Source organism: Mycobacterium sp. RTGN4, assembly GCF_033804635.1.
Lineage (GTDB): Bacteria > Actinomycetota > Actinomycetes > Mycobacteriales > Mycobacteriaceae > Mycobacterium.
This window is the reverse complement of the sequence record NZ_JAPZLB010000015.1, coordinates 18,487-44,539: the sequence shown is the minus strand read 5'-3', so window position 1 is coordinate 44,539 and position 26,053 is coordinate 18,487. Positions and strand designations below refer to the sequence as shown.

21 protein-coding genes are annotated in these 26,053 nt (G+C 63.2%); 4 read left to right on the top strand and 17 right to left on the bottom strand.

What is annotated here, in order from left to right:
- Positions 1 to 53 precede the first annotated feature (53 nt).
- From SLQ30_RS26215 to SLQ30_RS26190, 6 genes are all read right to left on the bottom strand, one after another.
- A complete protein-coding gene (locus SLQ30_RS26215) occupies positions 54 to 1,190 on the bottom strand; it encodes a thiolase family protein (RefSeq protein WP_319449800.1) in 1,137 nt (378 codons plus the stop codon).
- Positions 1,183 to 1,488 (bottom strand): hypothetical protein, encoded by a 306-nt coding sequence (locus tag SLQ30_RS26210; protein WP_319449801.1) that lies wholly within the window; start codon positions 1,486 to 1,488, stop codon positions 1,183 to 1,185. The genes SLQ30_RS26215 and SLQ30_RS26210 overlap by 8 nt, the downstream gene beginning before the upstream one ends.
- Positions 1,485 to 2,474 carry an SDR family NAD(P)-dependent oxidoreductase gene (locus tag SLQ30_RS26205; RefSeq protein WP_413468187.1) on the bottom strand — a complete coding sequence of 330 codons (990 nt, stop codon included), beginning with the start codon at positions 2,472 to 2,474 and terminating at the stop codon, positions 1,485 to 1,487. The genes SLQ30_RS26210 and SLQ30_RS26205 overlap by 4 nt, the downstream gene beginning before the upstream one ends.
- Positions 2,475 to 3,004: 530 nt before the next feature.
- Positions 3,005 to 4,135 carry an acyl-CoA dehydrogenase family protein gene (locus SLQ30_RS26200; protein ID WP_319449803.1) on the bottom strand — a complete coding sequence of 377 codons (1,131 nt, stop codon included), beginning with the start codon at positions 4,133 to 4,135 and terminating at the stop codon, positions 3,005 to 3,007.
- Entirely contained in the window at positions 4,132 to 5,253 is a 1,122-nt protein-coding gene (locus SLQ30_RS26195) for an acyl-CoA dehydrogenase family protein (RefSeq protein ID WP_319458344.1), read from the bottom strand. Before SLQ30_RS26195 ends, SLQ30_RS26200 begins: the two co-directional genes overlap by 4 nt.
- Position 5,254: 1 nt before the next feature.
- On the bottom strand, positions 5,255 to 6,448 hold the full coding sequence (locus SLQ30_RS26190; RefSeq protein ID WP_319449805.1) for a thiolase C-terminal domain-containing protein: 1,194 nt from the start codon (positions 6,446 to 6,448) through the stop codon (positions 5,255 to 5,257).
- A 244-nt stretch (positions 6,449 to 6,692) separates the two neighbouring features.
- On the opposite strand from SLQ30_RS26190, the gene SLQ30_RS26185 reads away from it, so the two are divergent.
- Positions 6,693 to 7,826 carry a CaiB/BaiF CoA-transferase family protein gene (locus SLQ30_RS26185; protein WP_319449806.1) on the top strand — a complete coding sequence of 378 codons (1,134 nt, stop codon included), beginning with the start codon at positions 6,693 to 6,695 and terminating at the stop codon, positions 7,824 to 7,826.
- Positions 7,827 to 8,110: 284 nt separating this feature from the next.
- Here the strand turns inward: SLQ30_RS26185 and SLQ30_RS26180 are convergent, their stop codons facing one another.
- The 3 genes from SLQ30_RS26180 to SLQ30_RS26170 all read right to left on the bottom strand — a co-directional run bounded on the left by SLQ30_RS26180 (position 8,111) and on the right by SLQ30_RS26170 (position 11,608).
- Positions 8,111 to 9,355 carry a cytochrome P450 gene (locus SLQ30_RS26180; protein ID WP_319449807.1) on the bottom strand — a complete coding sequence of 415 codons (1,245 nt, stop codon included), beginning with the start codon at positions 9,353 to 9,355 and terminating at the stop codon, positions 8,111 to 8,113.
- A gap of 377 nt (positions 9,356 to 9,732) precedes the next feature.
- Positions 9,733 to 10,575, bottom strand: coding sequence for a crotonase/enoyl-CoA hydratase family protein (locus tag SLQ30_RS26175; protein WP_319449808.1), 843 nt, complete (start codon positions 10,573 to 10,575; stop codon positions 9,733 to 9,735).
- A 187-nt stretch (positions 10,576 to 10,762) separates the two neighbouring features.
- Positions 10,763 to 11,608, bottom strand: a complete 846-nt coding sequence (locus SLQ30_RS26170) for an enoyl-CoA hydratase-related protein (protein ID WP_319449809.1) — start codon at positions 11,606 to 11,608, stop codon at positions 10,763 to 10,765.
- Positions 11,609 to 11,869: 261 nt separating this feature from the next.
- Here SLQ30_RS26170 and SLQ30_RS26165 point away from each other — a divergent pair, with 261 nt between their 5' ends.
- The gene (locus tag SLQ30_RS26165) at positions 11,870 to 12,952 is read left to right on the top strand and encodes an NAD(P)-dependent alcohol dehydrogenase (RefSeq protein ID WP_319449810.1); all 1,083 of its coding nucleotides are present in this window, start codon (positions 11,870 to 11,872) and stop codon (positions 12,950 to 12,952) included.
- Between the two features lie 175 nt (positions 12,953 to 13,127).
- On the opposite strand, the gene SLQ30_RS26160 is transcribed toward SLQ30_RS26165, so the two are convergent.
- Positions 13,128 to 14,522, bottom strand: a complete 1,395-nt coding sequence (locus SLQ30_RS26160; RefSeq protein WP_319449811.1) for an aldehyde dehydrogenase family protein — start codon at positions 14,520 to 14,522, stop codon at positions 13,128 to 13,130.
- A gap of 1 nt (position 14,523) precedes the next feature.
- The gene (locus tag SLQ30_RS26155) at positions 14,524 to 16,062 is read right to left on the bottom strand and encodes an acyl-CoA synthetase (RefSeq protein WP_319449812.1); all 1,539 of its coding nucleotides are present in this window, start codon (positions 16,060 to 16,062) and stop codon (positions 14,524 to 14,526) included.
- 711 nt (positions 16,063 to 16,773) lie between these two features.
- On the opposite strand from SLQ30_RS26155, the gene SLQ30_RS26150 reads away from it, so the two are divergent.
- Both SLQ30_RS26150 and SLQ30_RS26145 read left to right on the top strand, forming a co-directional pair.
- On the top strand, positions 16,774 to 17,004 hold the full coding sequence (locus tag SLQ30_RS26150; protein ID WP_319458343.1) for a hypothetical protein: 231 nt from the start codon (positions 16,774 to 16,776) through the stop codon (positions 17,002 to 17,004).
- A 348-nt stretch (positions 17,005 to 17,352) separates the two neighbouring features.
- Positions 17,353 to 18,126 carry a TetR/AcrR family transcriptional regulator gene (locus SLQ30_RS26145; protein WP_319449814.1) on the top strand — a complete coding sequence of 258 codons (774 nt, stop codon included), beginning with the start codon at positions 17,353 to 17,355 and terminating at the stop codon, positions 18,124 to 18,126.
- A gap of 377 nt (positions 18,127 to 18,503) precedes the next feature.
- Here the strand turns inward: SLQ30_RS26145 and SLQ30_RS26140 are convergent, their stop codons facing one another.
- The 6 genes from SLQ30_RS26140 to SLQ30_RS26115 form a co-directional block, all read right to left on the bottom strand.
- Positions 18,504 to 20,162, bottom strand: coding sequence for an FAD-dependent monooxygenase (locus SLQ30_RS26140; protein ID WP_319449815.1), 1,659 nt, complete (start codon positions 20,160 to 20,162; stop codon positions 18,504 to 18,506).
- A 155-nt stretch (positions 20,163 to 20,317) separates the two neighbouring features.
- The gene (locus tag SLQ30_RS26135; RefSeq protein WP_319449816.1) at positions 20,318 to 20,974 is read right to left on the bottom strand and encodes a TetR/AcrR family transcriptional regulator; all 657 of its coding nucleotides are present in this window, start codon (positions 20,972 to 20,974) and stop codon (positions 20,318 to 20,320) included.
- A 371-nt stretch (positions 20,975 to 21,345) separates the two neighbouring features.
- Positions 21,346 to 22,332, bottom strand: a complete 987-nt coding sequence (locus tag SLQ30_RS26130) for an amidohydrolase family protein (RefSeq protein ID WP_319449817.1) — start codon at positions 22,330 to 22,332, stop codon at positions 21,346 to 21,348.
- 589 nt (positions 22,333 to 22,921) lie between these two features.
- The gene (locus SLQ30_RS26125; RefSeq protein WP_319449818.1) at positions 22,922 to 23,776 is read right to left on the bottom strand and encodes an ABC transporter permease; all 855 of its coding nucleotides are present in this window, start codon (positions 23,774 to 23,776) and stop codon (positions 22,922 to 22,924) included.
- Positions 23,773 to 24,483, bottom strand: a complete 711-nt coding sequence (locus SLQ30_RS26120; RefSeq protein ID WP_319449839.1) for an ABC transporter permease — start codon at positions 24,481 to 24,483, stop codon at positions 23,773 to 23,775. Before SLQ30_RS26120 ends, SLQ30_RS26125 begins: the two co-directional genes overlap by 4 nt.
- Before the next feature lie 81 nt (positions 24,484 to 24,564).
- Positions 24,565 to 26,052, bottom strand: a complete 1,488-nt coding sequence (locus SLQ30_RS26115) for an MCE family protein (protein WP_413468186.1) — start codon at positions 26,050 to 26,052, stop codon at positions 24,565 to 24,567.
- Between the last annotated feature and the right edge of the window lies 1 nt (position 26,053).

Genomic DNA, 26,053 nt, shown 5'->3' with positions numbered 1-26,053 from the left:
CCGAGTGGACTGGACCGCGGGGCATTGTGGGCCCGGCGGTGACGAACATTGGACTAGGCGGCGTCTCGCGTCAGGATCTGCGCGATGCATATCGACCCTCCGCCGAGGAGATGGCATAGTCCTACCCGGTCACCACCGGGTTGGCGCAGCCGCCGCACGGTCTCCCAGATCTGTGCCAGGCCGGTGGGCCCCCCAGGGTGGCCACGCCCGATCAGCCCGCCGTCGGTGGAGACCTCCGGCAGACCGAATTCTTTGCGCGAGTTCGGTCCGAATGCGCCTTGCTCAAGCAGTCCCTCGGCTTCGCCGGGAGCACAGAATCCGAGCAGTTCGTAGTACAGAATCTCTTCGATGGCGAAGGCGTCGTGCAGCTGAACGATATCGATGTCGGCTACACCAAGCTGGGCCTGTTTCAGCGCCTCGGCCACAGTGCTGCGGGTCAGCTCTGGTGGGCCGACGATGGCCCCTTCCAAAACTTGGCGAGGACCGAAGCGGTCAGACTGGAAGGCGCTGGCAGCGATCCGCACAGCGCGTGAGGCGTCGAAGCGTCGCAAAGCCGACTCTGTACACAACACAGCCGCGGCGGCGCCGTCACCCCACGGTGTACACATCATCGAGGTGAATGGTTCTGCCACCATTCGCGACCCCAGGACGCGGTCCACGGTGACCGGTTCGGCTGCCTGGCGGGCTGCGAATGGGTTGGTGCGAGCATAGTTCCAGTTCTTGGCCGCGACCATCGCCAAGTGCTTCTCGGTGGTGCCATAAGTGGCCATCCGCTCGCGGGCCCATAGCGCGAACGACACCGCCGGGGGGTGATGTCCTTCACCGGCGATGACGTCCTGACTAGACACGGCCGTCTCCGGCGAGTCCAAACCGCATACGAGCACCACCTCGGCGCGGCCAGCCTCCAGCGTGGCGATCGCCTCGTGCATTGCCGCCAGCCCGGTCGCCGAGGCGTTGGAGAGATGCTGAACCGGTTTGCCGGTCAGGCCCAATTCACGCGCTAGGAAAACCCCCCGCGGCGAGTGCGGGTTGGCCGATCCCGCGATCAGCATGTCGACCTCGGCGAACGTGATACCGGCATCGTTGAGTGCCGCGACAGAAGCCTCTGCCCCGAGCTTGATGCCCACGCCGGGGCCATGATTCGCGAAGCGCGTCATCCCGACGCCGACAACGTGGACGGTTTCAGTCACGGACGAACCTCAGTGTTCCGTCGCTGTCCTGGTGCCCGTGGTAACGGGCTCCAACCTCGTGGGGTCCTTCGGCAAGGAAGGCCTGGACGCGCGGCGACGCGTCGAGATCGACCAGTCCGTAGTGTTGACCCTCGAATTTGGTCCAGCTGACCAGGACGCCAACAGCGGGCACCGTGGTGGGTGTGCACGGTCGCAACGAACCGTCGGCGGCATAGCGACGCGACGGAACGTAGAGCTCCCCACTCAGTTCGTCCAGCGAGGCCGCTAGCTCCCCCAACTCTGCCGCTGCGCCGCTCATGACGCGCCGCCGGCGGCCAATTGTGCGATGTGGGCGCTGCTCAATTCGATGGCTTCCAGGAGGCCCCGCGGGGAGGGGGCCTCAGCGAGCGGCTTGTAGGCGCTGTCGAGATCGGCGAAGCTCCAAGGCTTTCCGTCGTTGTAGATCGTCGCGGCGATCGTCCACGGCTGATACCGCCGTACGAGGTCGCCTTCGACGCCAAAGACCGATCCAGAAGGCGCCGGGCAATCCGCCGTAGCCAGCCAGAGCACGAAGGGCGCCACATTCGCGGGATCGAAGAAGTCGAATCCATCCTCAGGTGCGGCCACACCGTCAGCGGCTCCCGGGGAACTTAGCGTCAGCCGGGTCCGGGCGCTGGGCGCGATCGCATAGCTGCGCACCTGGTAGCGCTCATTGAGCTCGAGGTGGCCATTGATCGCCATGCTGGCAATTCCAGCCTTGGCCGCCGAGTAGTTGAACTGACCGACATTGCCGTGTAGACCGGAGACACTCGTGGTGTGAATCAACGCCGCATCGCGCGCGCGACCGGCTTCACGAGACCTGTTGCGCCAGTACGCGGCGGCGTGATGGCTGGTGGCGTAGTGCCCGCGCAAATGCACCCGCACCACGGCGTCCCACTCCTCCGGCGACATGGAGACCAGCATCCGGTCCCGCAGAATGCCGGCGTTGTTGATCACCACGTCGAGATCGCCGAAATGCTGGACGGTTTCCTCGATCAGTGCTGCGGCGCCATCGCTATCGGCGATGTCGGCGTGATTGGCGACCGCTTCACCCCCGGCCGCGGTAATCGTGTCGACGACCTGTTCGGCAGGGCTCTTACCGGCGGCCTCACCTGACTCGCCGTGAATTCCTCCGCCAAGGTCGTTGACGACCACCTTGGCTCCGGCGGCAGCCGCCTGAATGGCGTACCCGGCACCGATTCCGCGGCCAGCTCCGGTCACGATGACAACTCTGCCCGCAAGTCTGCCCGCATTTTCGTCCGTCATAAGTGCCTTTCCTGTCCGTGATCGCATTCGCGGCTAGCTTGCATGCTCGCAAGCAAATTGTCAAGAACGGCGGCGATCCCACGCAGGGTGCGATCGCGGTGGCGAGTGCCGCCGCCAACCCGTCACGATCGCGCTGGTAGCAGCGGCGGCCGCCGAGTGACGCCGACCCGGTGCCGGTTCGGCGCCAGACGGCCACTCGACCGGTCGGCAGCGGCGTGCTTCCGCCGCAGTGCGACAGAGTGATTCACGCGTTCGGATACTGTCGTTGCGGCCGCTGGTTCCCTCCCGTGGGGGCATTTCCATCCGGCGCCGGCGCTTATTAGCCCGAATCGATACTCGGCCACCGTGTCTGACATGGGCATGAAATGGTGATGAGAATCCGCCCGGGGCTTGGCCAAAGCCTCGATCGGCATCGCCCCGGTCAATCCAAATAGTCAATTGGTATCAAGAGTTGCGGGTCGTCTGCGGTATCGTCGCAGGTGCGGTGGCGCGTGCGCCGTCACCAGCGTGGGGTCAACGACCGATCGCCGCTAGCGGGGCAACCCCAAGACGTGTTCGCCGAGGGTGTTGAGCTGTATCTCATCGGTGCCGCCGCCGATGGCGAACGCCGGGCTCATCAGGACCGCCTCGGCTGCGCGGCTCTGGCTGGCATCATCGGGGTCCCACGCCGCGGCGTCGGCACCCAGGATCTGAATCGCCAGCTCGGCGCCTTCTCGAATAACCGCTGCCTCAGCCACTTTGATGGCTGACCCCAACAACGCGTTGCCGGCGCCCGCCCGGATCTCTTGAGCCAGTCGCAAACTCAACAGGTGAGCGCCCTGTTGGTGGATATGCAGAAGGGCCAACCGGGCGCGCACCAGCGGATCCTCGGCCCGGCCGGCCGATACCGCCATCGCGTGGACATCCGACCACGCCAGGGTGCGCGAGTTACGCATTTCCGTTCCGACCGAGATCCGTTCGCGGCCCATCATCCACGTGGTGATCCGCCAACCCTGACCGGGTTCGCCAAGCACTGCATCGGCGGGCACCCGCAGCTGGTCGAGGAAGACCTCGTTGAACTCGGCGTCTCCCGTCATCTGTCGCAAGGGTCGTATCGTTATGCCGGGGTGGCGCATGTCGACGATCATCATGCTGAGCCCCTTGTGCTTGGGTGCGTCAGGATCGGTGCGGCACAACAGCAGCGCGTAATCGGCGTAATGCCCTCCCGAGGTCCAGATCTTCTGTCCCTCGATCAGCCATCCCCCGTCCGATTCCCTGATAGCCCGTGTCCGCACGCCGGCCAGGTCCGAACCTGCCTCCGGCTCGGACCACAGCTGGCACCAGACCTGTTCGCCGCGCAAGGTCGCGGACACGTGCCGGTGGTGCTGTTCGGGGGTTCCGAATTCGACCACCGCGGGCCCGCATACTTTCAACGTGAGGGTCAGCGGTGCGATTGGAACCCGAAATCCCTGCGCCACAGAGGTAAAGATCTGCTCGGACTCGTTGGGCAGACCTTGACCACCGAGTTCGGTCGGCCAGCTCAGGCCCGCCAGGCCCGCATCGAACAGGGCGTGTTGGAAAGCCCGCGCTGCGGCAACGTCTTCCGAGGCAGTCGATTCCGGGACGCTATGCGCAGCAAAAAAGTCGTTGAGCCGGCTCGGCAAATCGTCGATTTCGGTCACCGCTGGAGTCCTCGTCCTAGATCATCGAGCGTCGAGTGTGGGTCTCCGAAGAGAGCAGTGGTGGCCCGCGCGCGTCGAAAGTACAAGTGCGCGGTGTGTTCCCAGGTGAACCCCGTGCCACCGAGCACCCGGATGAGGTCAGCGGTACCTTGCACGGCCGTCGTGCTGCACATCCACCAGGCTTCACCCGCGGCGACCTCGAGGTCGGCGTGGCCGGAGTCGGCACACCAGGCTGCGTACCGCAGCAGCGACCGCGCCTGCTCGACGTCGATGAGCAGCCTGGCGCAACGGTGCTTGACGGCCTGATACGAGCCGATGAGGCGGCCGAATTGACTGCGCTGTTTGGCGTAGTCCACCGCTGTCTCCATTGCGTGGTCCGCCACGCCGAGCAGTTCTGCCGCGGCCGCGATGCGGGCAAGTGTCCACCCGCGCGCGACGTCCACGTCGTCTACGGGGCCAAGATCGACGGCCTTGCAGTCGACCAGCGTGACGGTAGCCTGGCTGCGCGCAAGGTCCAGGGTGCTGCGGGGATGCCGTGTCACGCCCGGAGCGTCAAGGTCGATGGCCAACAGCTGCATTTGGTCCTTCTTGCCGACAAGTACCAAGACGCTGCCGGCGGCGTCGGCGTCAACCACCCGGTTCACCACCCCTGACACGACAGGGGTGCCATCGGCGTAGCGGCGTATTTCCAGGGTGGATCCCGTCCATGCCGCGGTGATGATCCGCTGATTTGTGGCCACCGCCTCCAGCAGAGCAGCGCGCGCCGGGTGCTCGACGTCGGCGGCCAACAGGGGTATCGCGAATCCCTGCAGGCTCAACCATGGACTGGGATGCAGCGCCCGGCCGAGTTCTTCGGCAATGACACACATTTCGCCGACACCAGCGCCCGCTCCCGAGCACTTCTGCGGCACCGTGACTCCGGCGACACCAATGGCCTGGTCCAACGCGTTCCAGCACTGGCGGGCCAGCTCCGGCGCCGCAAAACCAGCTTCGGTCAGCCGCTGCGGGTCCCACGTCGATTGCAGGAACTGGCGCAATGTCTTGGCCAACTCGCGCTGGTCGTCAGTAAGGACGAGCTCGGGTTCGGTGCTCTCGCCGGCCGCCACCGATCCGGTCACGTCAGCGCGGGCGGCGGTAGATTGCGACAGCGCAGGCGCTCCCAAGGCCGATGTTGTGCTGCAGGCCGATCCGCGCGTTTGGCACCTGGCGATCGCCGGCGTGGCCGCGTAGCTGCCAGGTCAATTCGGCGCATTGGGCGACACCGGTGGCTCCGATCGGATGGCCCTTTGAAATCAGGCCGCCAGACGGGTTGACCACCCACCTGCCGCCATAGGTTGTGTCACTGGTCTCGACGAGCTTGTGACCCTCGCCTTCAGGGGCCATTCCGAGCGCCTCGTAGGTGAGCAGCTCGTTGGTCGAGAAGCAATCGTGCAGTTCGATCACGTCCACGTCGCCGATGGATACCTGCGCCTGCTCGAGTGCGACCGCTGCCGCACGGCGGCTCACCTGGGCGCCGACGACGTCGATGCTGGATTTGTGGGAGAACGAATCGGCGGCATCGGTGGCGATGTGGTGACCGGCCAGCTCGATCGCCTGATCCCACAGATCGTGCTCCTCGACGAAGCGCTCGCTAGCCACGATCGCACTTGCAGCGCCGTCGGAAGTTGGCGAGCATTGGAGTTTGGTCAGCGGGTTCCAGATCATCCGCGCCTGCGCAATCTGCTCAAGGGTGTACTCGTCCTGGAATTGCGATCGTGGGTTGTTGACGGAGTGCTTGTGGTTCTTCCATCCGATCCACGCAAAGTGTTCCGGGGTCGAACCGTAGCGCGCCATGTGCTCTCGTCCGGCATTGCCGAACATCTGCACGGTCGGGGGTGCGTGGGCGTCGAGCGGGGCACCCGTCGCGTCGGCCATCGTGTCGAGATGAAGGTCCAGGAACCCTGGCCCATCCTCTTCGACTCCCGTGCCGAGCGATCCGGGTTTCATCTTCTCCCAGCCAACGGCCAGCGCCACCGGCGCGCCGGCCTTGACCGCCTGGCGCGCCAGATACAGCGCCGACGACCCGCTCGCACAGGCATTGGTGACGGTCATGATGGGCACTCCTGTCGTGCCTACCGTGTAGAGGCTGCGCTGGGCGAGGGCACCAAGGCTGGTGCCGCCGAATGCGATGCCGATCTCGTCGTAGTGCACGCCGGCGTCGTCGAGCGCAGCGTTCACCGCCTCGGCAACCATTTCGGGGTATGTCCAAGCGCGCCGCAGAGGCTTCTCGAACTTGGTCATTCCGACACCGATGACGAAGACAGGCTGGTTCACGTCGGGCTCCTCTTGACGACCGGCGGCGTCGGATCCACTCTCGTCGACGTCGCCCTGATTTTACTTGCTCGCACGCAAGGTACCGCATAGCGCTCCGACCGCGCAATGTGCGCATCGCGCTTCCCCCGTTGCCGGGATGTCGTTGTGGCAAGGGAGGATCTGCCACGCTTTGCTTGCTAGCATGCAAAATAGACGTATGGGTGAAGACGGCGTCAGAGCGATAACACCGCGAAAGGGTGCACCAATGGCTGGTCCACTGGCAGGATTGCGCGTCGTCGAGCTCGGAGGTATCGGGCCGGGGCCGCTGGCGGCCATGTTGCTGGCCGATCTGGGCGCCGACGTGGTCCGGATCGACCGACCGTCGGAGTTGCCACCGGGGACGGGAATTTTCGGTGCGGACCACACCCTTCGGGGTCGCACCTTCGTACAGGCCGATCTGTCCGATCCAGCACAACGTGACGATGTCCTCGATCTGATCTCGCACGCCGATGTCCTCATTGAGGGATTCCGGCCCGGTGTCACCGAGAAACTGGGTCTCTCTCCGGCGGATACGGCCGCGCGCAACCCCCGTTTGGTCTATGCCCGGATGACGGGCTGGGGCCAAGGCGGCCCGTGGTCACGGCGCGCGGGGCACGACATCAACTACATCTCGGTGACCGGCGCGCTCAACGCCATCCGCACTGCGGGCGCCCGGCCCACAGTGCCGTTGAACCTGGTCGGCGACTACGGCGGCGGATCGATGTTCCTCCTGTTCGGCATCCTCTCCGCGCTGTGGGAGCGGGATCGGTCCGGGCAGGGCCAAGTTGTCGATGCGGCGATGGTCGACGGCGTCACCGCTCTGCTGCAACAGTTCTGGTCGTTTCGCGCGGGTGGCGCATGGAGCGACACCCCTGCCGACAATGTGCTCGACAGCGGGGCCCCGTTCTACGACACCTACGTGTGCAGCGACGAGCGCTATGTGGCGGTCGGCGCGATCGAGCCGCAGTTCTTCGCCGAACTGCTGCGCGGACTCGAACTGGACGCCGCGCTGTCGCAGGGGCAGAACGATCGATCGCAATGGTCGCATCTTCGCGCCCTATTCTCCGAGCGATTCCTCACCCACGGCCGTGATCACTGGGCTGAGGTGTTCGCTGACACCGATGCCTGCGTGACCCCGGTGCTGTCCTTCGAGGAGGCAACGAGGCACCCGCATCTGGTGCAGCGGGGTAGCCATGTCGACGTCGGCGGCGTTGTGCAAACCGCAGCCGCACCGCGGTTCTCGCGATCCGTACCTGGGTCTCCCGGTCCGCTGGCCAACGACTTCCACCACGTCGCTGATGTGTTGGGCCGCTGGTACAGCGCATCGGAGCACGGGGCGACAGAGCAGGCCACCACCTAACCAAGGCGATCCCAGTATGGAGGAGGCCTACTGATCGGACTGCCTACACACCGACCCTGCCCCCTGCGGCATTTCGTGGAGCGACCACCGTTACCTCGCGGTTGTTCCGTGCAGTCAGCACGTCATGGGACTCGGGATCACCCTGGTAGATCCCGCCGTAGTTGACCACCGTCCGCGCGTAGCGGCCCAGCGACACCGTCGATGATGGGGGCGGCGACCGCTACATATGGTCCCTTTCGTTCAGCGCGGCGGTGCGCCCCACCCAACGCTGATTCGGCGATCGGCTAACGCAACGTGTACTCGATCGGCAGATGCTTCAACCCGCCGACGAAGGTTGTGGCCATGCACTCAGGAGATCCGCTGAGTTGTATCGACTCAAGCCGTGGAACCAGCTCTCGAAAGAAGCTGGCGATCTCCATACGGGCCAGCCCGGCCCCTAGACAGAAGTGCACCCCGAATCCAAAGCCCAGGTGGCGGTTAGGCTCTCGGCCGACATCGAAGCGGAGTGGATCGACAAAGACATCCTCGTCGCGGTTCGCCGAGACATAGGACAGCAGCACGTCTTCCCCCTCGGCGATCGGCACGCCGCGGATGACTGTGCTCTGCGTCGCGCGTCGCATGAACGCCTTGACCGGAGACACCCACCGAATCATCTCCTCGGTGGCGAGCGGCATCAGCTCTGGGGTCTCGGCGAGCCGTCGTCGCTCAGCGGGGTTCTCTATCAACGCCAGTAGGCCGCCGGCGATCGTCGCGCTGGTCGTGTCATGTCCGGCGGTGGCAAGGATGGTGTAGTACGAGAACGCTGCGACATCCGATAACAGTTCGCCGTCCACGCGCGCATTCGCGATGGCCGATGCCATGTCATCGGTGGGGTTACGACGCCGAGCGGCGGTGAGCGCGGCGAAGTACTCGAAGAACTCCACCACGGTGCCGAACGACTTCTCAACATCGCCGACACTGAATTCCGTATCGGACTGACCGAACAACTCCTGGGTGAGGCGGATCATCAGCGGCAGGTCAGATTCCGGCAGTCCCAGCAGCGACAGAATGACGAACGCCGGATAGTTCACGGCGACCTCTTGAACGAAGTCGCACGTTCCACCCAGAGCAGCCATGTCGTCGACATGACGCTTGGCCAGATCATTGATGCGAAGCTGCATGGTGCGAATGGCTTTGGGACGGAACCAGTCAGCTCCAATTGCTCGCATGACACGGTGCTCCACGCCGTCGAGATTGATCAGAGTGCGTAGACCGATCCCCGCGGCGGCCTGGGCCCGCGTGAAGTCTTCGAACTCGGCGGCAACCAGAATGGAGCGGGGTTCGTTGACGAAGACGGTGTGGGCCCGTTCGATCTCCATGACGTCGGCGTGTTTTGACACCGCCCAGAAGGGACGATACGGCTCGCGATCCACCCAAGCGATCGGTGTTTGGCTGCGCACCGTTCTCAGTGCCTCGTGCAGCCGCGTTTCGTCGGTGTAGGACATCGGGTCCGCCAGCACATTGGCCGACTCGTTGACGATCTCATGCATGACTTCCCCCAAGGGTATAAGGGCTTGGTGACCAGTTCCCGAGCGAGCCGGCGCGAGGGCCGTTGAGGTAAGAGCACCCGCCGTCATCCAGCGAGGTCCGGCACCTTCGACGTCACACCTTCACACTTTACTTGCCCGCATGCAAGCTATCGCATAGCGCTCCGGCCGCGCAATGGTCTGGCCGTTTTCACAATGCCGGACAGTCGCAGCAACGGAGGGCGACGCCTCCGCACGGCGTTACCCGCAAGCATGGACGCGCCCCCAAGCCACACGCTGCCATAAAGCTCCATTCACGTGCGATCTATCCGCAACAGCACGGGGTCCGATCCCTTAGGTCCTCGAGCGGCGTTGAAGCAGACGTGTTGCGACGCTTGTGGTTACTCCTCCACCGAGTCGATGAACTCAGCGGTCCTGCGCTCCACTGCTGCGGCAACGGCCTCTAGCTGGTTGGGGCTGCCAGCCAATGCGGCAAGGGCATGAGACTCGGCAAGGAAAGCTGGGGCATAGCCGGTCTCCTGCGCCTCGCGGATCAAGCGCTTGCCCGCTCGGATCGCGTCGGGACTGCGCTTGGCGATCTCGGCCGCCAACGACATGGCCGCGACGTCGGGGTCTTCGGCCACCCGGGTGGCCAATCCCAGGCGTACGGCTTCCACACCATCGACTCGACGAGCCGTCCAGATCAGCTCCTTGGCCACGTCGGCTCCAACTAGCCGCACCAGGCTCGCCGTCCCGCCGGTATCGGGCACCATCCCCCAATTGATTTCCAGGAGGCCCAGCTTTGCATCGGGGCTCACGATCCGGATATCGGCGCCGAGGGCGACCTGTAGACCGGCCCCGAGTGCATAGCCGCGGATCGCGCAGATGACGGGCTGGGGAAGCTCGGTCCACACATAGGCGGACTGCTGAGCGAGATTGGTGATACGCCCTGGCTCGCGCAGGACGGGGTCGCGAAGCCGGCCGAGTCGCGTGCTGGCCGTCTCGTCGACAGTTATTGAACGGGTCGTGCGCATCTCCTCGAACGTCGAGGTATCCATACCGGTGCTAAAGGAGGAGCCCTCACCGCGCAGCACAACCGCGCGTACATTGCGATCACGCCCAAGCGCCTCCCCGGCAACGACAAGTTCTTCCCACATCGACATTCTCAGTGCATTGAATTTGTCTGGACGGTTCAGGCTGACGACAGCGATCCCACCGCGTCGGGTGACGATTACATCGGCCATCGTCGAATCGTCCTCACTTCGGCGCGGGGCCGTCTGGGTTTACTGGATACCCCCTTGGCCGGAACTAGGCTCCAGCCTGGGACTATGGCGACGCTACATTCGCATGTGCTGGATCTCAAGCACGTTCACGTTCGACCGGATGGGCCACGGCATTGCCGTCAGAGGCAGGCGATTCAACGTGAGTCGATCATTTCGGTGTGGCGGACGCTAGCCGAAACTGGCCCGACTGCTTAAGGGTTTGCATGGTTTCGGCGAAGCCAGGGGTGGTCAAGAACAGTTCCTGTCGTGCTTTCGCAAGGCGAAGCGCGGTCCAAAATTCTAGGTTTTCTTCATCGCGCAGCTGCTGTTTGATCACTGCCACGGCCGGCGGTGAGCAATGCTCGGCGATGTCACGGGCGTAGTCCCATGCCGCGGTCGGCGCATGACTCGAGTCGACGATGAACTGCGCTAGACCAATCCGGTGCGCTTCGGTCGCGCTCACCTTGCGTCCGGATATCAGTAGGTCGCTGGCGTGTCCGACACCGATTTGCCGGCACAAGAAGGCCGCGATGCCGAATTCGGCCACGAAGCCTCGGCGGGCGAATGCGGTCGACACCCACGCATCGGCTGCGATGAACCGTACGTCGCACGACAAGGCCTGTACTAAGCCGAGTCCCACCGCGGGGCCGTTGATGGCGGCCACCAGGGGCTTGCTGAATCGCAATGTGGCCTCGATGTCTCGGGTGAATGGCTCGAAGGGAACGTCTTTCGATGTGATCTCACCCAGATCTGCCCCGGAGCAGAATGCCGATTCGGCTCCGGTGATCACGACAACGCGTACCTCATCATCCTGCTCGGCTTCAGCCAGTAGCGCCGCGTAGCGCTCCCCCATCTCGACGGTCCAGGCGTTGCGACGTGCGGGACGGTTCAGTGTCAGCGTCAACACGCCGCTATCGCGATGCTGCAGCACGACGTCGTCATCGGAACGACTGTCGTGCTGTCCGGCGGTACTGTTCGCAGAAGTGCTGGGTTGCTGTTGAGTCGAAGCGTCCACGCAGCCAGTATCGCACCTTGCTGACACGCAAGTAAAGTTTCTTCACATTCGGACCCCACGCACCCTTGCCTGCAGGCAAGTAATGGGACAAGATGCGTGCATCTGCACAACCACGCTCGCCCGATTGCCTGCTCGCCGCACCAACCGTCATGCTGCGCTGGCACCGCGCGGAGCCCAACGCGAGAAAGCGACTACTCGATTGAAGATCGAAGGAGAAGGCCACCGGTGGGATGCGATCAGGGCAGTGAAGGTACGCAGCGCATGAAGATAACTGCTGCTGTACTCCACGAGCACGACAAGCCGTTCTCGGTCGAAGCGCTGGACCTCGATGAACCACGGCCGGGCGAACTCTTGGTCAAGGTCTCCGCGGTCGGAATGTGCCATACCGATCTCGTCGTGAGACATGGCCTACCGATCCCCCTACCAATCGTTTTCGGTCATGAAGGCTCCGGAATCGTCGAGGCGGTGGGGCGCGACGTCACCCGCTTCGCGGTCGGCGACCACGTCGTCATGAGTTTCGATCACTGCGGATGGTGCCCGCAATGCCTGACCGGACAACCCGCCTACTGCACCGAATTCGTGCTCCGCAACCTGACGGGCCGCCGGATGGACGGGACGACGGCGGCCGCGACCGAGGACGGCGTCGCGGTTTCCTCCCGATGGTTCGGCCAGTCCTCCTTCGCGACGCACGCGATCGTCACCGAACGCAACCTCGTCAAAGTCGACCCCTCATTGCCGCTGGAGGTGCTGTGCCCCCTCGGGTGTGGAATTCAAACCGGGGCCGGCGCAGTGTTGAACACAGTGAATCTGCGCAGCGGACAACGCCTCGCAGTGTTCGGCGTCGGTGCTGTTGGGATGGCCGCAGTGATGGCCGCCAAGCTCGTCGGCGCCTCCGAGATCATCGCAGTGGACCTCGATCCGGACCGCCGAACACTCGCGCTTGAACTGGGCGCGACAACCGTGATCGACGGCGCAGATCCCGATGCAGTCGCCAAGATGGGCGCCGACACATACGGTGCAGATTGCTGCTTGGACACAACCGGCGCGGCGCAAGTCGTTGACGCGGCCATCTCGTTGTTGGGCCCACGAGGCCGCCTTGCCCTGGTCGCCGCCGGGAGTGATCCAGTGACCGTGCAGCCCGAACGCCTGATGGGCCGCAGTCTGACCTACGTCCTGGAAGGCGACGCCGTACCGCAGGTGTTCGTGCCGCAGCTCATTTCGTACTGGCAGCGCGGCCTTTTTCCGGTTGATCGCTTGATTCGCCAGTATCCACTGGAGGCAATCAATAACGCCGAGCAGGACTCGTTGAGCGGCAAGACCATCAAACCCGTCCTGATGCCGTAGCCGTGCGAGCGTCGGTGTCCTCAACGGGACCTGCGCCACCTGGAATGCCAGCGGAGGATGCTGACGCGGTCAGCGCGGTAGTCCCGTCGGGCCGAGCATGAAACACTTTGGTGCGCAGGCAGTTCGGTCGGTTAGGCGCGGTCGGGGCAGGCCGCCAGGTCCGTTCGGTACTGATTCACGTCAACCGGCGGATCAGTTTGACCGCACGATCGGTGAACGGCGGGTACATGATCCGTGGGTCGGGACGCGCCGGCTTGGATACCACCGCGCGACGATGGCTCATGGTTTCGAACCCCCAGCGTCCGTGGTATGCGCCGATCCCACTGGCGCCGACGCCGCCGAACGGCAGCTGCGGCACCAGGCAGTGGATCCCCACGTGGTTGATGACCGCGCCCCCGGACGGCATCCGGTCGACTAGGTCTCGCCCACCACTTCTCGACGTAAACACATACAGCGCCAACGGTTTCGGCCGACTATTGACGAAGCGAACTGCCGCGTCCATCGAGGGAACGCTGAGCACCGGAAGGATAGGTCCGAAGATCTCTTCCGACATCACAGCGTCGGTCGGCGACGGATTCCAAATCACGGTGGGCTCGATCCCGCGGATGGCGGCATCGGACTTACCACCTATGACGACGTCACCGGTCGCAGTCTCGATCAACGATACCAATCGGGCGTACTGACGATCATTGACAATCGGAAGGGTAGGTGCGGCTTCGGCGGAGCGGAACTCGGTGATGCTCTCGCCGATCTTGTCGGCGAGAGTTCTTGCGATCGATTCGTGCGCCAGCACGTAATCAGGCGCTATACAGGTCTGCCCCGAATTGATCAGTTTGAAGGACGCGATGCGCCGGGCAGCGACATCCAGGTCGGCATCGGCGGCCACGACAACCGGGCTCTTGCCACCCAGCTCGAGCGTCACCGGAGTCAACGTTGCCGCGGCGGCGGCCATCACCTTACGGCCCACGTCGGTACCGCCGGTGAACAAGGCATGGTCGAAACCCGCAGCCAACAACTGCTGGGTGGTATCAGCACTTCCTTCCACCACCCTGACGGCCTCGGGGTCAAGGTACTGCGGGATGAGCCGGGCCAGCAGACGCGAGCTGGCCGGAGCGAGCTCCGAGGGTTTGACGACCACGCAGTTCCCAGCAGCTACCGCCGCCACCAACGGAGACAGCGTCAGGTACAGCGGATAGTTCCACGGCCCGATGACCAGCACGACACCGAGCGGATCGTATTGCACCCAGGCCCGGCCAGGTTGCTGTGTGAAAGGAATGCCGACGCGCTGTCGGCGCATCCACCGTTTCACCCGCTTGCGGGCGTAAATCGCCTCGCCCTTGGTCGATGCACCGTCGCCCAGCCACGCCTCGATCGCCGAACGACCAAGATCTTCAGCAAGAGCGGCCAGGATCGACGACTCCTGCTCGATGATCAGGCGTTCGATTCCCGCCAGTTGCGCGATGCGCCACTGCAGACTGTGCGTGCGACCCGTGGCGAAGACGTCGCGCAGGTCCGCCAGCAGACCGTCTTGCCGGTGTTCCGTCTCGTGATCGGTTGAGTGAACGGACAACTCACGCTCCTGTCTTGAGGTATCGATCGAGCAGAACCCGCTTGGCGAGCTTTCCCGTAGGTAACCGCGGCAAGTCGTCAACGAAGTCGATCGACTGGGGTGCCTTGTAGTGGGCGATCCGGTCACGCACGTATTCGATGAGCTCCGCAGCCAGCGCCGGTGACCCAACAACGCCGTCGCGCAACTGCACGACGGCTTTGACCCGCTCCCCCATTTCCGGATCGGGGATGCCGATGACGGCCACGTCGAAAATCTTGGGATGCAGGGCCAGAACGTTCTCGACCTCCTGCGGATAGATATTGACTCCACCCGAGATGATCATGAACGCCTTGCGATCCGTCAGATACAGGAAGCCATCGACGTCGACATATCCGATATCACCCACCGTCACCCAGTTGGAATGCTCGGGGTGCCGGGATGAGGCTGTCTTCTCGGGGTCGTTGTGGTATTCGAACGCCGCGTCGGCTTGCTCGAAGTACACCGTTCCGATGTCACCGGCGGCCAACTCGTTGCCGTCGTCATCGCAGATGTGCAGAGGCCCTAGCGCGCTACGGCCCACAGAACCCCGTTTCGCCTGCCATTCGGCGCTTGTGATCAGGGTGATCCCGTGGCCCTCAGTAGCCGCGTAGTACTCAACGAGAATGGGCCCCCACCACTGGATCATCGCGTCTTTGACATCCGGCGGGCAGGGTGCGCCGGCGTGAATCGCCAACTTCAGCGACGACAGATCAAATCGCTGGCGGACATCGGCGGGCAGCTGCAACATTCGGATGAACATCGTCGGCACCAGCTGCGCGGCAGTGACGTGATAGCGGTCGATGGCTTCCAGTGCTCGTTCGGCGTCGAATCGGTCCAGGAGCACCACGGTGCCGCCGAGGCCGTGAATTCCTGCACACCAGCGCAGCGGTGCGGCGTGATAGATCGGAGCCGGCGATAGGTAGACGGTCTGATCGTTGAGACCGAATACGTGTTCTATCAGTGCCAGGAAGGAGTCACCTGGATCGTCGACCTGCGTGGCGGGTAATGATTGCCTGACGCCTTTGGGGCGGCCGGTGGTCCCCGACGAGTACAGCATCTCGGCGCCGCGCGGCTGCGTGGCGAGCCGCCGTCGAGGTAGGGCCAGCAGTTCAGCGTAGGGTTCGTATCCGGTGACCTCGCCACCGAACGCATAGTGATGCTTGAGGTTCGAGGAAGTGTTCGCGACCTGCTCAGCCAGTTCGCGCACGCCCGCTGACACGATCAATACCTGAGCGTCGCTGTCCTGCAGGATGTACGCGGCTTCGTCCGGGCTCAGATGCCAGTTCACCGCGGTGAAATACAGACCCGAGCGGATGGCAGCCCAGTACACCTCAAAGGCCTCGGCAGCGTTGTCCGACAACAGTGCAATCGTGTCACCGCGTCGCAGCCCCAGATCGTGGAGCGCGGCGGCGAGTCGAGCGGAGTTCTCGTCGAGCTCGCGATAGGTCACTACCCTTCCGCTGACAGCCATGACGATGGCGGACCGATCGGGGCGGGTTTGTGCGTGGGTTCCCGGATACATGTGGTAGTCGGCCGATCTGGTTGAGGTCGAGCGTGTCTCGCGACCGAGACGATGCTTGCGGAGTCGGCGCATCGGGCGGTCGGCGATGATGTGCTACTTCGCCGCTCGACGAGTTGGTCCTTGCTTGCGGGCTAGTAAGCTGGTTCTGATGAGCAAAGTACCATCCATGACATAAAACACAACGGGTGCGTTTCGAGAACCGGGACACCTTCATCACGTGATCCGCTGATCAGTCTGCTCCCCAGAGAAATCTCGCGAACGTATTGACAACTGGGCACGCCACTGGACCGGCTCCGGCATTGCCATCGTTAACGAAGTTCCCGCGGGGAGCCCGCGACCTTGCTTGCTCGCAAGCCATGTGGCAGGATCGGGTCGACCTGCGCGATCGACGTAGGCCGGGCAGCCGTACGACCGCATGCCGCGGTTGGCTGGCGTCACCCTCGTACGGTTTGCAGCTCCGCGCCGCTGATCACTAATGGTGAGGCTTAGATGAGTTCTACATGTCCACTGTGCGACAGATTGTCTGATCCCGTTGCGCCGCCAGGGGGACGGATTCGTCGCGGTGAGAATTGGTCCGTTACGGGGCATCCCGGCATAGCTGTCCCAGGATGGCTTGCCTTACAGACGGTTCGGCACGTCGAGTCCCTCGCCGAACTCAACATCGACGAAGCCAGAGAGCTTGGTCCGCTCCTTCGTGAGGCCTCCGCTTGGTTGCTACAAGTCACCCAGGCGGACCGCACCTATACCTACAGCTTGGGCGAGGGCGTCCGACACGTGCACATGCTTCTGGGGACGCCACTGTCATCGACTCGGCCAGAGGACCGCGGCGGCCTGCTGCTGTCACGAATCTTGGGCCGCGACGACACCATCGTGGATCCCGCCGCCAGCACACGGATCATTGAGGACATCGCGCGCCTGGCCGGCGACCCATCGGCCGGGTGAACCCACCGCCATAGCGCTTCGCGACAGAGTTATGGAGAGACACCCAAGCGGGTTAAGCCATACCGCGCCTCAGATGACACGCGATGATCGATCCAACGAAGTCGGCGTCGACTCCGTTCTGTCGTCGACCGTCGAGCCCGCAACGGCATCGCCCGTTCACCTGTGCAGAGCGGCGTCTCCGGTGGAGCGGCGCGCCCGCGACCGCGGCTATCGATCGGGTTTCCACGGTCGTCGTCGCCGGCCCAACCAGAGACTTCGATGCCGTAACACCAGCGAAGTGGTGTGGTTGATGAAACTTTGCATGCCGGTAAGTAAACTGTGCGACTAACAGGCGGAAGGAAAGCGATGATGGTGAGCAACGTCGGATCCAAACGAGGCTCCGGAGCTGCGCGGCCAGTCGAGCACAAGGACGAGGGTCGGCGCGCAGCGATCCTGGCTGCTGCCACGAAGCTCTTCGCCGAGCAGGGGTTTCGTGAGACCAATCTGAATCAGATCGCCGAAGAACTCGGCTTCCGTCGGCAGGCCGTATACCACTACTTTCCGTCGAAGGAAGAGATCCTTTACGAGCTCGTCGCCGCAGCAGGTGAGGCGATGACCCAGTCGTCGCAAGCGCTCTTTGATGCCAAGGTGTCCCCTGAGGTGGCGCTGGCAGACGTCGTGCGCAGTCACGTAATCGTGGTCTTATCGCGTGCCGACATCTTCCGGGTGCAGTTCAGCGAACTCAACAAACTTACCGGCAAGCGCGCTGAGGTGCTCCGCGATGCGACGTCGGCCTACGTACGTGGGATCGCAGACGTCATCAAGCGGGGACAGAAGGCCGGAACGTTCTTCCGCGGATCTGCGATGACTCAGGCTCTTCTCGTCGTGGGGATGTGCAACTGGACCACCGATTGGTACCGGGCCGACCAGGCTCATCTGACCATCGAAGAGGTGGCTGAATACGCCGCCCAGATGGCCATCTCGGGTTTGATCGACAAACCTGCCTCGACACGGCGGCGCACAGCGACGGCCAAAGCCCCGGTACCGGCTAAGCGAACACTGAAAACGGTCACGAGATCTAACAGCGCGGCTGCCCCCGCCCGCCGACCATCGCCGCAGAAAGCCAAACCATCCAGTCGCTAAGACGTTCGGCCACGGTCCGTGAGCCTGCTAACCCGCGCCCTGTGAGAGCTTCGGGTTAGACCGGCACCCGACACGCGCCGACACACCGCGTCCTCACGTCCGCCGACGTTGGAGACTTTGGTGGGTGGCGATTACGCGCACAACAGGCGGTTCTGAGCCACTACTTTCCGAAGGCCACCGATCTCTCACGGCACAGTCGCGAGCTCGCACAGGTCGAACGCGAACTCGATGACCGCCGTCGAGCGTTTCTCGACGACCGGACCCGAAGTGTTCACCCAGTTGCCAACCACCACAACGGTCCCAATGGTGCAGTGAATACTGGAAACCACCCCTGGTTGATTGAACACACCTCCACCGATACGGGGTGTCCGTGAGAGTCATCGGTTTGGGACGCCCCAGCCAAGGACGCGGGCCGCCACGGCGTGAACGTCGTCCGCATTCGCAGGCCCCATCCACGCCACAAACCCATCGGGCCGCACCAGCACCAGATCGGCCGAATAGTGCACGCGTGCTTCAGGAGTGGAAACATCGACCACATTCAACCGTGCTCCGACGCTTTCAAAAGTAGCGGCCCACACGCCGGGTACCTCCGACCCGCTGGTACTCAACAGCACGAATCCGGCACCGAAAAGATCCAGCGTCGATCGTCCGTCCGGCAGCATGACGTGGGGAGCCCGATGTCCCGGACGGCAATACGGGACATAGACGGTGGGCTCGTCGACCGGCTCGACAGTTCCGTCTGGGACGATCACGGGGGAACGCTCGTAGCGGTACCCCAGTTGCACGCCGAGGGAGCTCCACTCCGGTTTGCGGGTGGTTGTTACCAAGGCTTCAGCGTCAGCGCGGGCTGCGCGGCCAGCCGAATCCTGGAGCTCGAGGTCGGCCCCCGTCGGAAGGGCGATGTCGGCTAGATAGTTGTGCTGCGCGCGACGGGTGTTGCGCAGGGCCACCGGACGTCGTTCGACTTCGTAACTGTCCAGCAGGGCAGGTCCCGCCTCCCCTCGTATCTCTGCGGCCAGCTTCCAGGACAAATTGTGTACGTCGCCGATGCCGGTGTTCATTCCGTGCCCGCCCGACGGCCACATTTGATGGGCGGCGTCCCCGGCCAGAAACACTCGACCGTGGCGGTACGATCTGCTCACCACGGTGTGGCCGGCCCACTCGCGAGCGTCGCGGAGCACGACCGACACGTCGTCTTGACCGATGGATGCGTGGATGGTGGCGATGACCTCGTCGTCGTCATGATGCTCCCCGTCGCGCAACGGGTAGGTGACTCGCCAGAGGTCCTTGCCGTTCAGTGAGCCGAAGATGGCACGCCGTGGCCTCAGCATGTAGTACTGCGCCGCCGGCGCAAGGTCGATTCGGTCGAGCAACTCGGGAATCTCGACGAATGCGCCGACCCATACCGCTTCGGCTTGTGAACCCTCCGACGGTATGCCCAATTGACGCCGGACCCCCGACCGAGCGCCGTCGCACGCTACGACGTACTTGGCCGCGACCCGGCGCGACGATCCTCCGACCTGCGCCAAACGGACGCCTACCTCGTCATCACTGTTGACGTCCACGCTCTCGCAGCGCCACTGGTAGCGCACGCACACCGTCGGGAGCTCCGCTGCTCGATCGCGCAGCGCCGTGTCGAACCAGAACTTGGGCCACCACGCGGGCCCTTCCGGACTGACGCCCCCGGTGGGCAAATGTCGTTGCCCGTTGGTGGGGCGGTCAAAGCGCACCAGCTCGTCGCCCGCCAGGCGTGTCACGAACGCGATATCGCGGGGATAGTCGTCGGGAAAACCGCTGCGCTGCAATGCATCACTGATACCGAGCTGGCGAAGCCACTCCATGGAGCGGGTGTCGATCGACTCCGCAGTCGGGTAGTTGACACTGCCATCTCCTTCGTCGACCAGCAGAACCCGAACACCTCGGGTACCCAAGTCAACGGCCATCGCCAGGCCCACCGGTCCGCCACCGACGATGCACACATCGACTGCGTCGACATCGATGTCACCGGTCGGACCCGGACCGGTGAGCGGATTCATCGCCGACCCCGACGGTCGATCGGAAGTGCGGCCTCCTGGGCAGCAAACGCTTGGGTGTCAACGTGACGTTGCATCGAGAACTTCATCTCCGCTTGATCTATCGGACAGCAGCGGGGCCGCCGCAGTAACAAGACACTAAGTCATGACCTTGCTTGCTAGCAAGCAGCGTTATGTTTCGGCGTGGGACCGCCGGGCGACATACTGATGCCCGAGACCGCTAGCCTTGCGGCGTACTCGGCGACCTCTTGGCCCCCCACCTGCGATCGGCCATCACTGAACCATTCCGTCGTCCAGTTGCACATCCCGACGATGAGTAGTGCGTGAGCCATCGGCGGCACCTCCCGAAAGACCCCGCAGCGCTGGCCCGCCACGATCACGTCGGCGATCCGTTTGACATAGGCCGCCTGCTCGGCCCGAAGCTGATCCGCCCGTTCACCGCTCAATTTCGGCAGTTCGCTGAACTGGATACGGAAGACCTCGATGTTGTTCAGCAGTTCCAGAACATGGTTGCGCACGATGCGGTGCAACGCCTCTTCCGGTGGAAGTTGCTCGGATAACGCCGACTGCGAGGACCGGTCAACGGCGTGACCGGCGCGCAACATCAATTCGTAGAGGATTTCGTCTTTCGATCGGAAGTAGTGATACACGGCCTGCCGGCGAAAACCCAATCCCAGCGCGACGTCGTTGAGGTTGGTTTCTCGATAGCCCCGAAGTGCAAAAAGCTTCTGGGCGGCATTCAGGATCTGCTCGCGTCGGCCGATACCCAGATCGCCCTGTTGCGGATCGTCGTCATAAACCGGCGAGACCGACAAGTCCCCTCCTATTGTCGGTAGAAATCACTGCTTGCGCGCAAGTAGGCCAAGTATAGCGTGAGTCAGCCGTCGGGCGAGCTCCGCTGACCGAATCGCGGTACTCAGCGAGGCGAGTGAGACGACGTGCCGCTGTCACGACCGGGTGAAACGAGCGGACAGCCACGCCACACCGTGATGATGGCCGCTGCCGGTGAGCCCGGTGATGTGGGGAACCTTGCATCGCAAGCATAGAGTCGGACTACTGGCGTGCAAGCATGTATCTGTTATCCGTGAGCGACGCGGTGGTCGCCTAGCGCGTGTGGGCAGGACATCCGCTATCCATCTGTGGTGTCGCACAGTGGTGCACGTTGAGCAGCCCAAGGCTTGCTGGTTCAGCAGGACGTCAGCCGCCGAAGCACCGCCGGAAACAGTGTCAGTGCGGTGTCGTGGAAGTCCGCGATCTGCTCGTTGGTCAACAACGTCGTAGTCGACAACTGCTCAACGTGGTGAGCGATTCCCGCGTCCCCTGCCGGCGGATAGTCCGTGCCGAAGACAATGTGATCCGCGGTGGTCGCGTGCAGCAGTGGTAAGAGTGAGAACGGCGAGCCCGCAAGCGCCGTGTCGTAATACAGACTCGCTATTTGACTGTAGACGTCTTCAGCAGTGACGTTGTGCGGGTTCGGAACCCACGAACTCAGTCCCGTAGTGGCAATCCGATCAGCGAGCGTCGCAAGTGCGCCCCCACCGTGTGCGAGAATGAACTTGACGTTCGGGAAACGTTGAAACACTCGCGCATACACAGCGTCGACCACAGAGCGGGCAGTGTCCGTCGGGAACTCGAGGACCGGTCCCGGACGCCCGCACGCAAGGTCCGCGAAGCAGTTCGGAGCCACCGGGTGTAGGAAGACCGTCGCGGAGCGCTCATCGAGTTCACGCAGCACAGGCTCAAATATCGGATCACCCAAGTACCTACCGGCGTAATTGGTGACCATGACGAAACCGTCTGCATGCAGTTCCTCGGCCGCGCGTCTAATCTCAACAACCGCCGCAACCGGGTCTCCGGCGGGAACATTCGCAAGCAATCCGAAACGGTCACCATTGCCGGAGACAACCTCAGCACCAAAGTCATTGACCCGCTGCGCGATAGGCAATCCCAACTCACCCGGGAAGGACAGCAGCTGAAACTGAATACCGTAGCCACCCATGAAATCGATGGCCTCCCGAGCGGTCCACTCGCTCAGCGCAGGGCGGTGCAGGAAGAACTGCTCCCTGGCCATTCGGTCGAACGTGTCATTCATCTCCGCTGGCACAGGAACGCTGTAGTGCGCGTGGACATCGATTAGCCCCTTGCCGCTGCGACCTCTCAGTGCCAACGTCATGTTTCCCTCTCGGTTTGGCTGTCTTTGAACATGACTCGGGATGCTTCGCGGCCCAGGCGCAGGCACAGGCTGGATCAGCCGACCTTCCAGAACATGTCGGCCGTGGCCAAGGATGCGCTTGGCTCGCCCGCACCCCGTCAAGTTACCAAGCTACTTGCTAACGCGCAAGCAAGCACGTCACTCGTCCGCCCACGCAGGCGATAGCTACCCTCATTGGCCGGTCTCAGTCGGCCGCCGCACGAGGGTGCCGACTTACGATCTTCGCTTCGTCAAAGGACCCAATAACGTTGGCTTCAATGTCGCCGCGTCGCACGGAGCAGACTGATTAGCGACACTACTCGATCGAGTCGCTTTAGACGGCCCCGATCGCCCGGATCCGATCCTGTTAAAGGACAGCGGGTTTGACACGCCTATAACCAAAATTGGGCGTACCCGAGTGCGCGTCCTCACACAGTCGCATTGCGGGCCCGTAGATATTCGTCACTTCATCGTCGGTCACGACGTCGGGCAAAGTGCGCGCGCGATCTTGGACTTCCGAAGGGTACAACAGACCGCCGATGCTAGGTCTTGGAGTTGGTGAGACCCGTTGCTAACCCGACAGGTTGATGTCGGGTGAATGGCCGTAGATCGCGAGGGTCAATCCGAGGACGACGAAGGCGGACGTGACCAGCGACGCACGCACCGCCCGCCCCACTGCCTCCCCGACACCCGCTGGCCCCCCCGCTGCGGTGAACCCATAGTAGGTGTGAACCAACATGATGACGACGGCCATCACCACCGCGGTGACACACGACCACACCAGGTCCATTGGGTTCAGGAATGTGTCGAAGTAGTGGTCGTAGACTCCGCGGGACTGCCCATATACTGCCGTGGTACCGAATCTTGCCGCGAAGAACGACATCAGAACCGCGACGCTGTACAGGGGCACCACCACTATCACGCCCGCAATAAGCCGGCTCGACGCGAGGTAGGCGATGCTTCGGATGCCGATCACTTCAAGCGCGTCAATCTCCTCGTTGATCCGCATCGCCCCCAACTGCGCAGTGGCCCCCGCGCCGATGGTGGCGGCAAGTCCAACGCCCGCGATCAGCGGGGCGATCAGCCGGACATTGAGGTAGGCGGACACAAAACCAGTCAGCGCCTCGATGCCGATATTGGAGAGCGAGTGATATCCCTGAACCGCGATGAGAGCACCTGCTGAAAGCGTAAGAAACCCGACGATCGCGATCGTTCCGCCGATGAGCGCCAATGCGCCGGTGCCCAGGCTCATTTGTGCGATGATGCGGATCAGCTCGACACGATAGTTTCGAACGACGTCGCCGACGGATGCCAGTGTCTTGGCGTAGAAGAACGCTTGGTCGCCAAGCCGAGTCCGGGCATCGGCGACTTTCTCGAGAGTCCGCCGAGCTTGCATGAATAGGGTGCTGGGTACTGAGACGGTCATGCGGTTGCCTTGACGCCGATAGCCGTTACAACGACGTTGATCACGAATAGTCCGACGAACGAGAACACCACCGTCTCGTTGACAGCGTTGCCGACTCCCGCTGGGCCACGGCTCACCGACAGCCCCATATAGCAGGCGATCATGCCCGCTGTGAACCCGAAGAGAGCCGATTTCACCAGCGAGATCACGATTTCAGGCAGTCCCACCAAGAGGGTTAAGCCGGCGACGAAGGCGCCAGGAGTGGCGTTCTGCAAGAACACCGAAAATGTAAAGCCGCCTAGCAATCCGACCGCCGTCACCATCGGTGAAAGCAGCAATGCGACGAGCGTGGCAGCAACTACTCGTGGGACAACGAGTCGCTGGATCGGGTCGATACCCAACACGCGCATCGCGTCGATCTCCTCGCGGATCGTCCGGGCGCCGAGGTCTGCGCACATGGCCGTTGCCCCCGCGCCCGCGACGACCAATACCGTGACCATCGGACCGATTTGGGTCACAGCACCCAAGGCCGCGCCGCTGCCTGCGGCGTCTTGGGCGCCGATTTCAACAAGCAGCAGATTGATGACGAACACCGTCATGACGGTGAACGGCACGGCCATCATGATCGTGGGGACGATCGAGACCCTCGATATGAACCAGGCCTGCTGTAGTAGTTCACGCCAGGCGAATGGCGGTCGCAACATTGCCAGGACAGTGTCTGCGGCCATGGCGAAGAACTCGCCAACGCCGATGAGGGGCTTGGCGGCCGCAGCGCTGACGAACTGTCGAGAGTTCACAAGTTGGGTTCCTTACTGGCCGGCGACGGGGGGCAGCAGCATTGATTCGAGCGTCCGCGGCGCGGCGTTGGCTGCCAGATCGGTTTGGGTGTACACGTTGCCGTCCGGTCCGGTATAGGTACCGTCCACCGGGTTGTAGTCAGCAATGGCCAGTGCGCCCGCGGGCGTTGAGGCAGGTGGCAAACCGTCGGGCGACGGGGGGGTCTGCTCGACAGCGGGTCCTTGCCCGGGCGCGAGCTGAGGCACGCTCTGACCCGACGACGTCGCGTTCGGGTCACCTTTCCAATTGTTTCCGTCATTGAGGGGTTCGTATTCGACGTCGCTTTCACACATCCACACCAATGGTGCCCGCTTCCAAGGTTTGTTGGCGCACGGGATGTTTCGGGCACCGCGAACAGCAATCGGCGAATCTTGGGGGATCCTGCAGTAGAAGTCACCGGCCGGACGCTCGGGGTAGTCCTCCAGCGCCGGAGAGCGCCGTTGGGATGGCGGAAGGTAGCCGGTCAGGCACGGCGGTGGCGTGTTCAAATTGAGTACGACCTGCTGCGTCGTTCCCTTGTAGTCCGATTTGGTGTTCATGTTTGTGACATAGCTCGCGCCGAGCTGGGCTACTGCCTGCGGCAACAGCACTAGCATTTGTTCGAGGTTCGCGTTATAGACAATGCCCACGTCCGCGAAGCTGACGAGGTTGGACAGCAAGATCGGAATTGTTGGTTTGACCCTGTCAAGCAGAGCGCGTGCCTGTTCGGCGGTCGGGCTCGCATTCTTGAGGAGGCTTGATGTCGCGTCGTTTTGGCTGCGAACCTGCTCCGTGATCCTGGCGAGGTGAGCCGCCCAATTCGTGATGTCGTTCGAGCTGTCGGCTTGCGAGTCCAGAATCGGCCCGGAATTGTCGATGACGTTTGTCATCTCGGCGAGGCTCCCTTTGGCATCGATGGCCAGGTTGTTCGCTCCGTCGACCATTCTGCCAAGTTCTGGTCCGAGGCCTCCGAGGGCGATGTAGCTCTCGTCGATGACAGTTTTGAGGTCGCCTTTCGGGATCGCCTGTAGCGCCGTATTAGTCAGGTTCAGCTGATCGTTGATGTCAGGTGGGACCGTAGTTCGGTTCGTGGGAATCTGGTCGCCCTCACTGAGGGACCGGTTGGTGGTGTGTGCGGGTACCAACGCGACAAACTGCTCGCCGATGGCCGTCTGGCTGTGTACCTCGGCGATGACGTCTGCCGGGATGTCAGAGTCGGTGTCCAATGACAGCACTGCCTCAACGCCGGATGCGCCCAGCTTGACGTCTTGCACCCGTCCGACCGTGGTGCCTTGGTAGGTGACGTTGGCGCGGCTGTAGAGCCCAGCCGACTCGGGCAGATCGACAGTGACTGTGTACTGTCCCGCCCCGAACCAGCTCGCACCGACCCGGCCGTATCCAAAAGCAAGAATGGCCACGGAGACGGTCGCGATGATCACGAAAACTGCGAACTGAACCTTGATCCGTCGCTGTAGATGCATG

Bases quoted from the DNA above. Each gene is read 5' to 3' on its own strand.
- SLQ30_RS26180 (WP_319449807.1), bottom strand. From the start codon at position 9,355: ATGCATGAGATCGTCAACGAGTCGGCCAATGTGCTGGCGGACCCGATG.
- SLQ30_RS26185 (WP_319449806.1), top strand. From the start codon at position 6,693: ATGGCTGGTCCACTGGCAGGATTGCGCGTCGTCGAGCTCGGAGGTATC.
- SLQ30_RS26120 (WP_319449839.1), bottom strand. From the start codon at position 24,483: ATGGCCGCAGACACTGTCCTGGCAATGTTGCGACCGCCATTCGCCTGG.
- SLQ30_RS26125 (WP_319449818.1), bottom strand. From the start codon at position 23,776: ATGACCGTCTCAGTACCCAGCACCCTATTCATGCAAGCTCGGCGGACT.
- SLQ30_RS26145 (WP_319449814.1), top strand. From the start codon at position 17,353: ATGGTGAGCAACGTCGGATCCAAACGAGGCTCCGGAGCTGCGCGGCCA.
- SLQ30_RS26130 (WP_319449817.1), bottom strand. From the start codon at position 22,332: ATGACGTTGGCACTGAGAGGTCGCAGCGGCAAGGGGCTAATCGATGTC.
- SLQ30_RS26165 (WP_319449810.1), top strand. From the start codon at position 11,870: ATGAAGATAACTGCTGCTGTACTCCACGAGCACGACAAGCCGTTCTCG.
- SLQ30_RS26115 (WP_413468186.1), bottom strand. From the start codon at position 26,052: ATGCATCTACAGCGACGGATCAAGGTTCAGTTCGCAGTTTTCGTGATC.
- SLQ30_RS26140 (WP_319449815.1), bottom strand. From the start codon at position 20,162: ATGAATCCGCTCACCGGTCCGGGTCCGACCGGTGACATCGATGTCGAC.
- SLQ30_RS26210 (WP_319449801.1), bottom strand. From the start codon at position 1,488: ATGAGCGGCGCAGCGGCAGAGTTGGGGGAGCTAGCGGCCTCGCTGGAC.
- SLQ30_RS26205 (WP_413468187.1), bottom strand. From the start codon at position 2,474: ATGACGGACGAAAATGCGGGCAGACTTGCGGGCAGAGTTGTCATCGTG.
- SLQ30_RS26155 (WP_319449812.1), bottom strand. From the start codon at position 16,062: ATGTATCCGGGAACCCACGCACAAACCCGCCCCGATCGGTCCGCCATC.
- SLQ30_RS26175 (WP_319449808.1), bottom strand. From the start codon at position 10,575: ATGGCCGATGTAATCGTCACCCGACGCGGTGGGATCGCTGTCGTCAGC.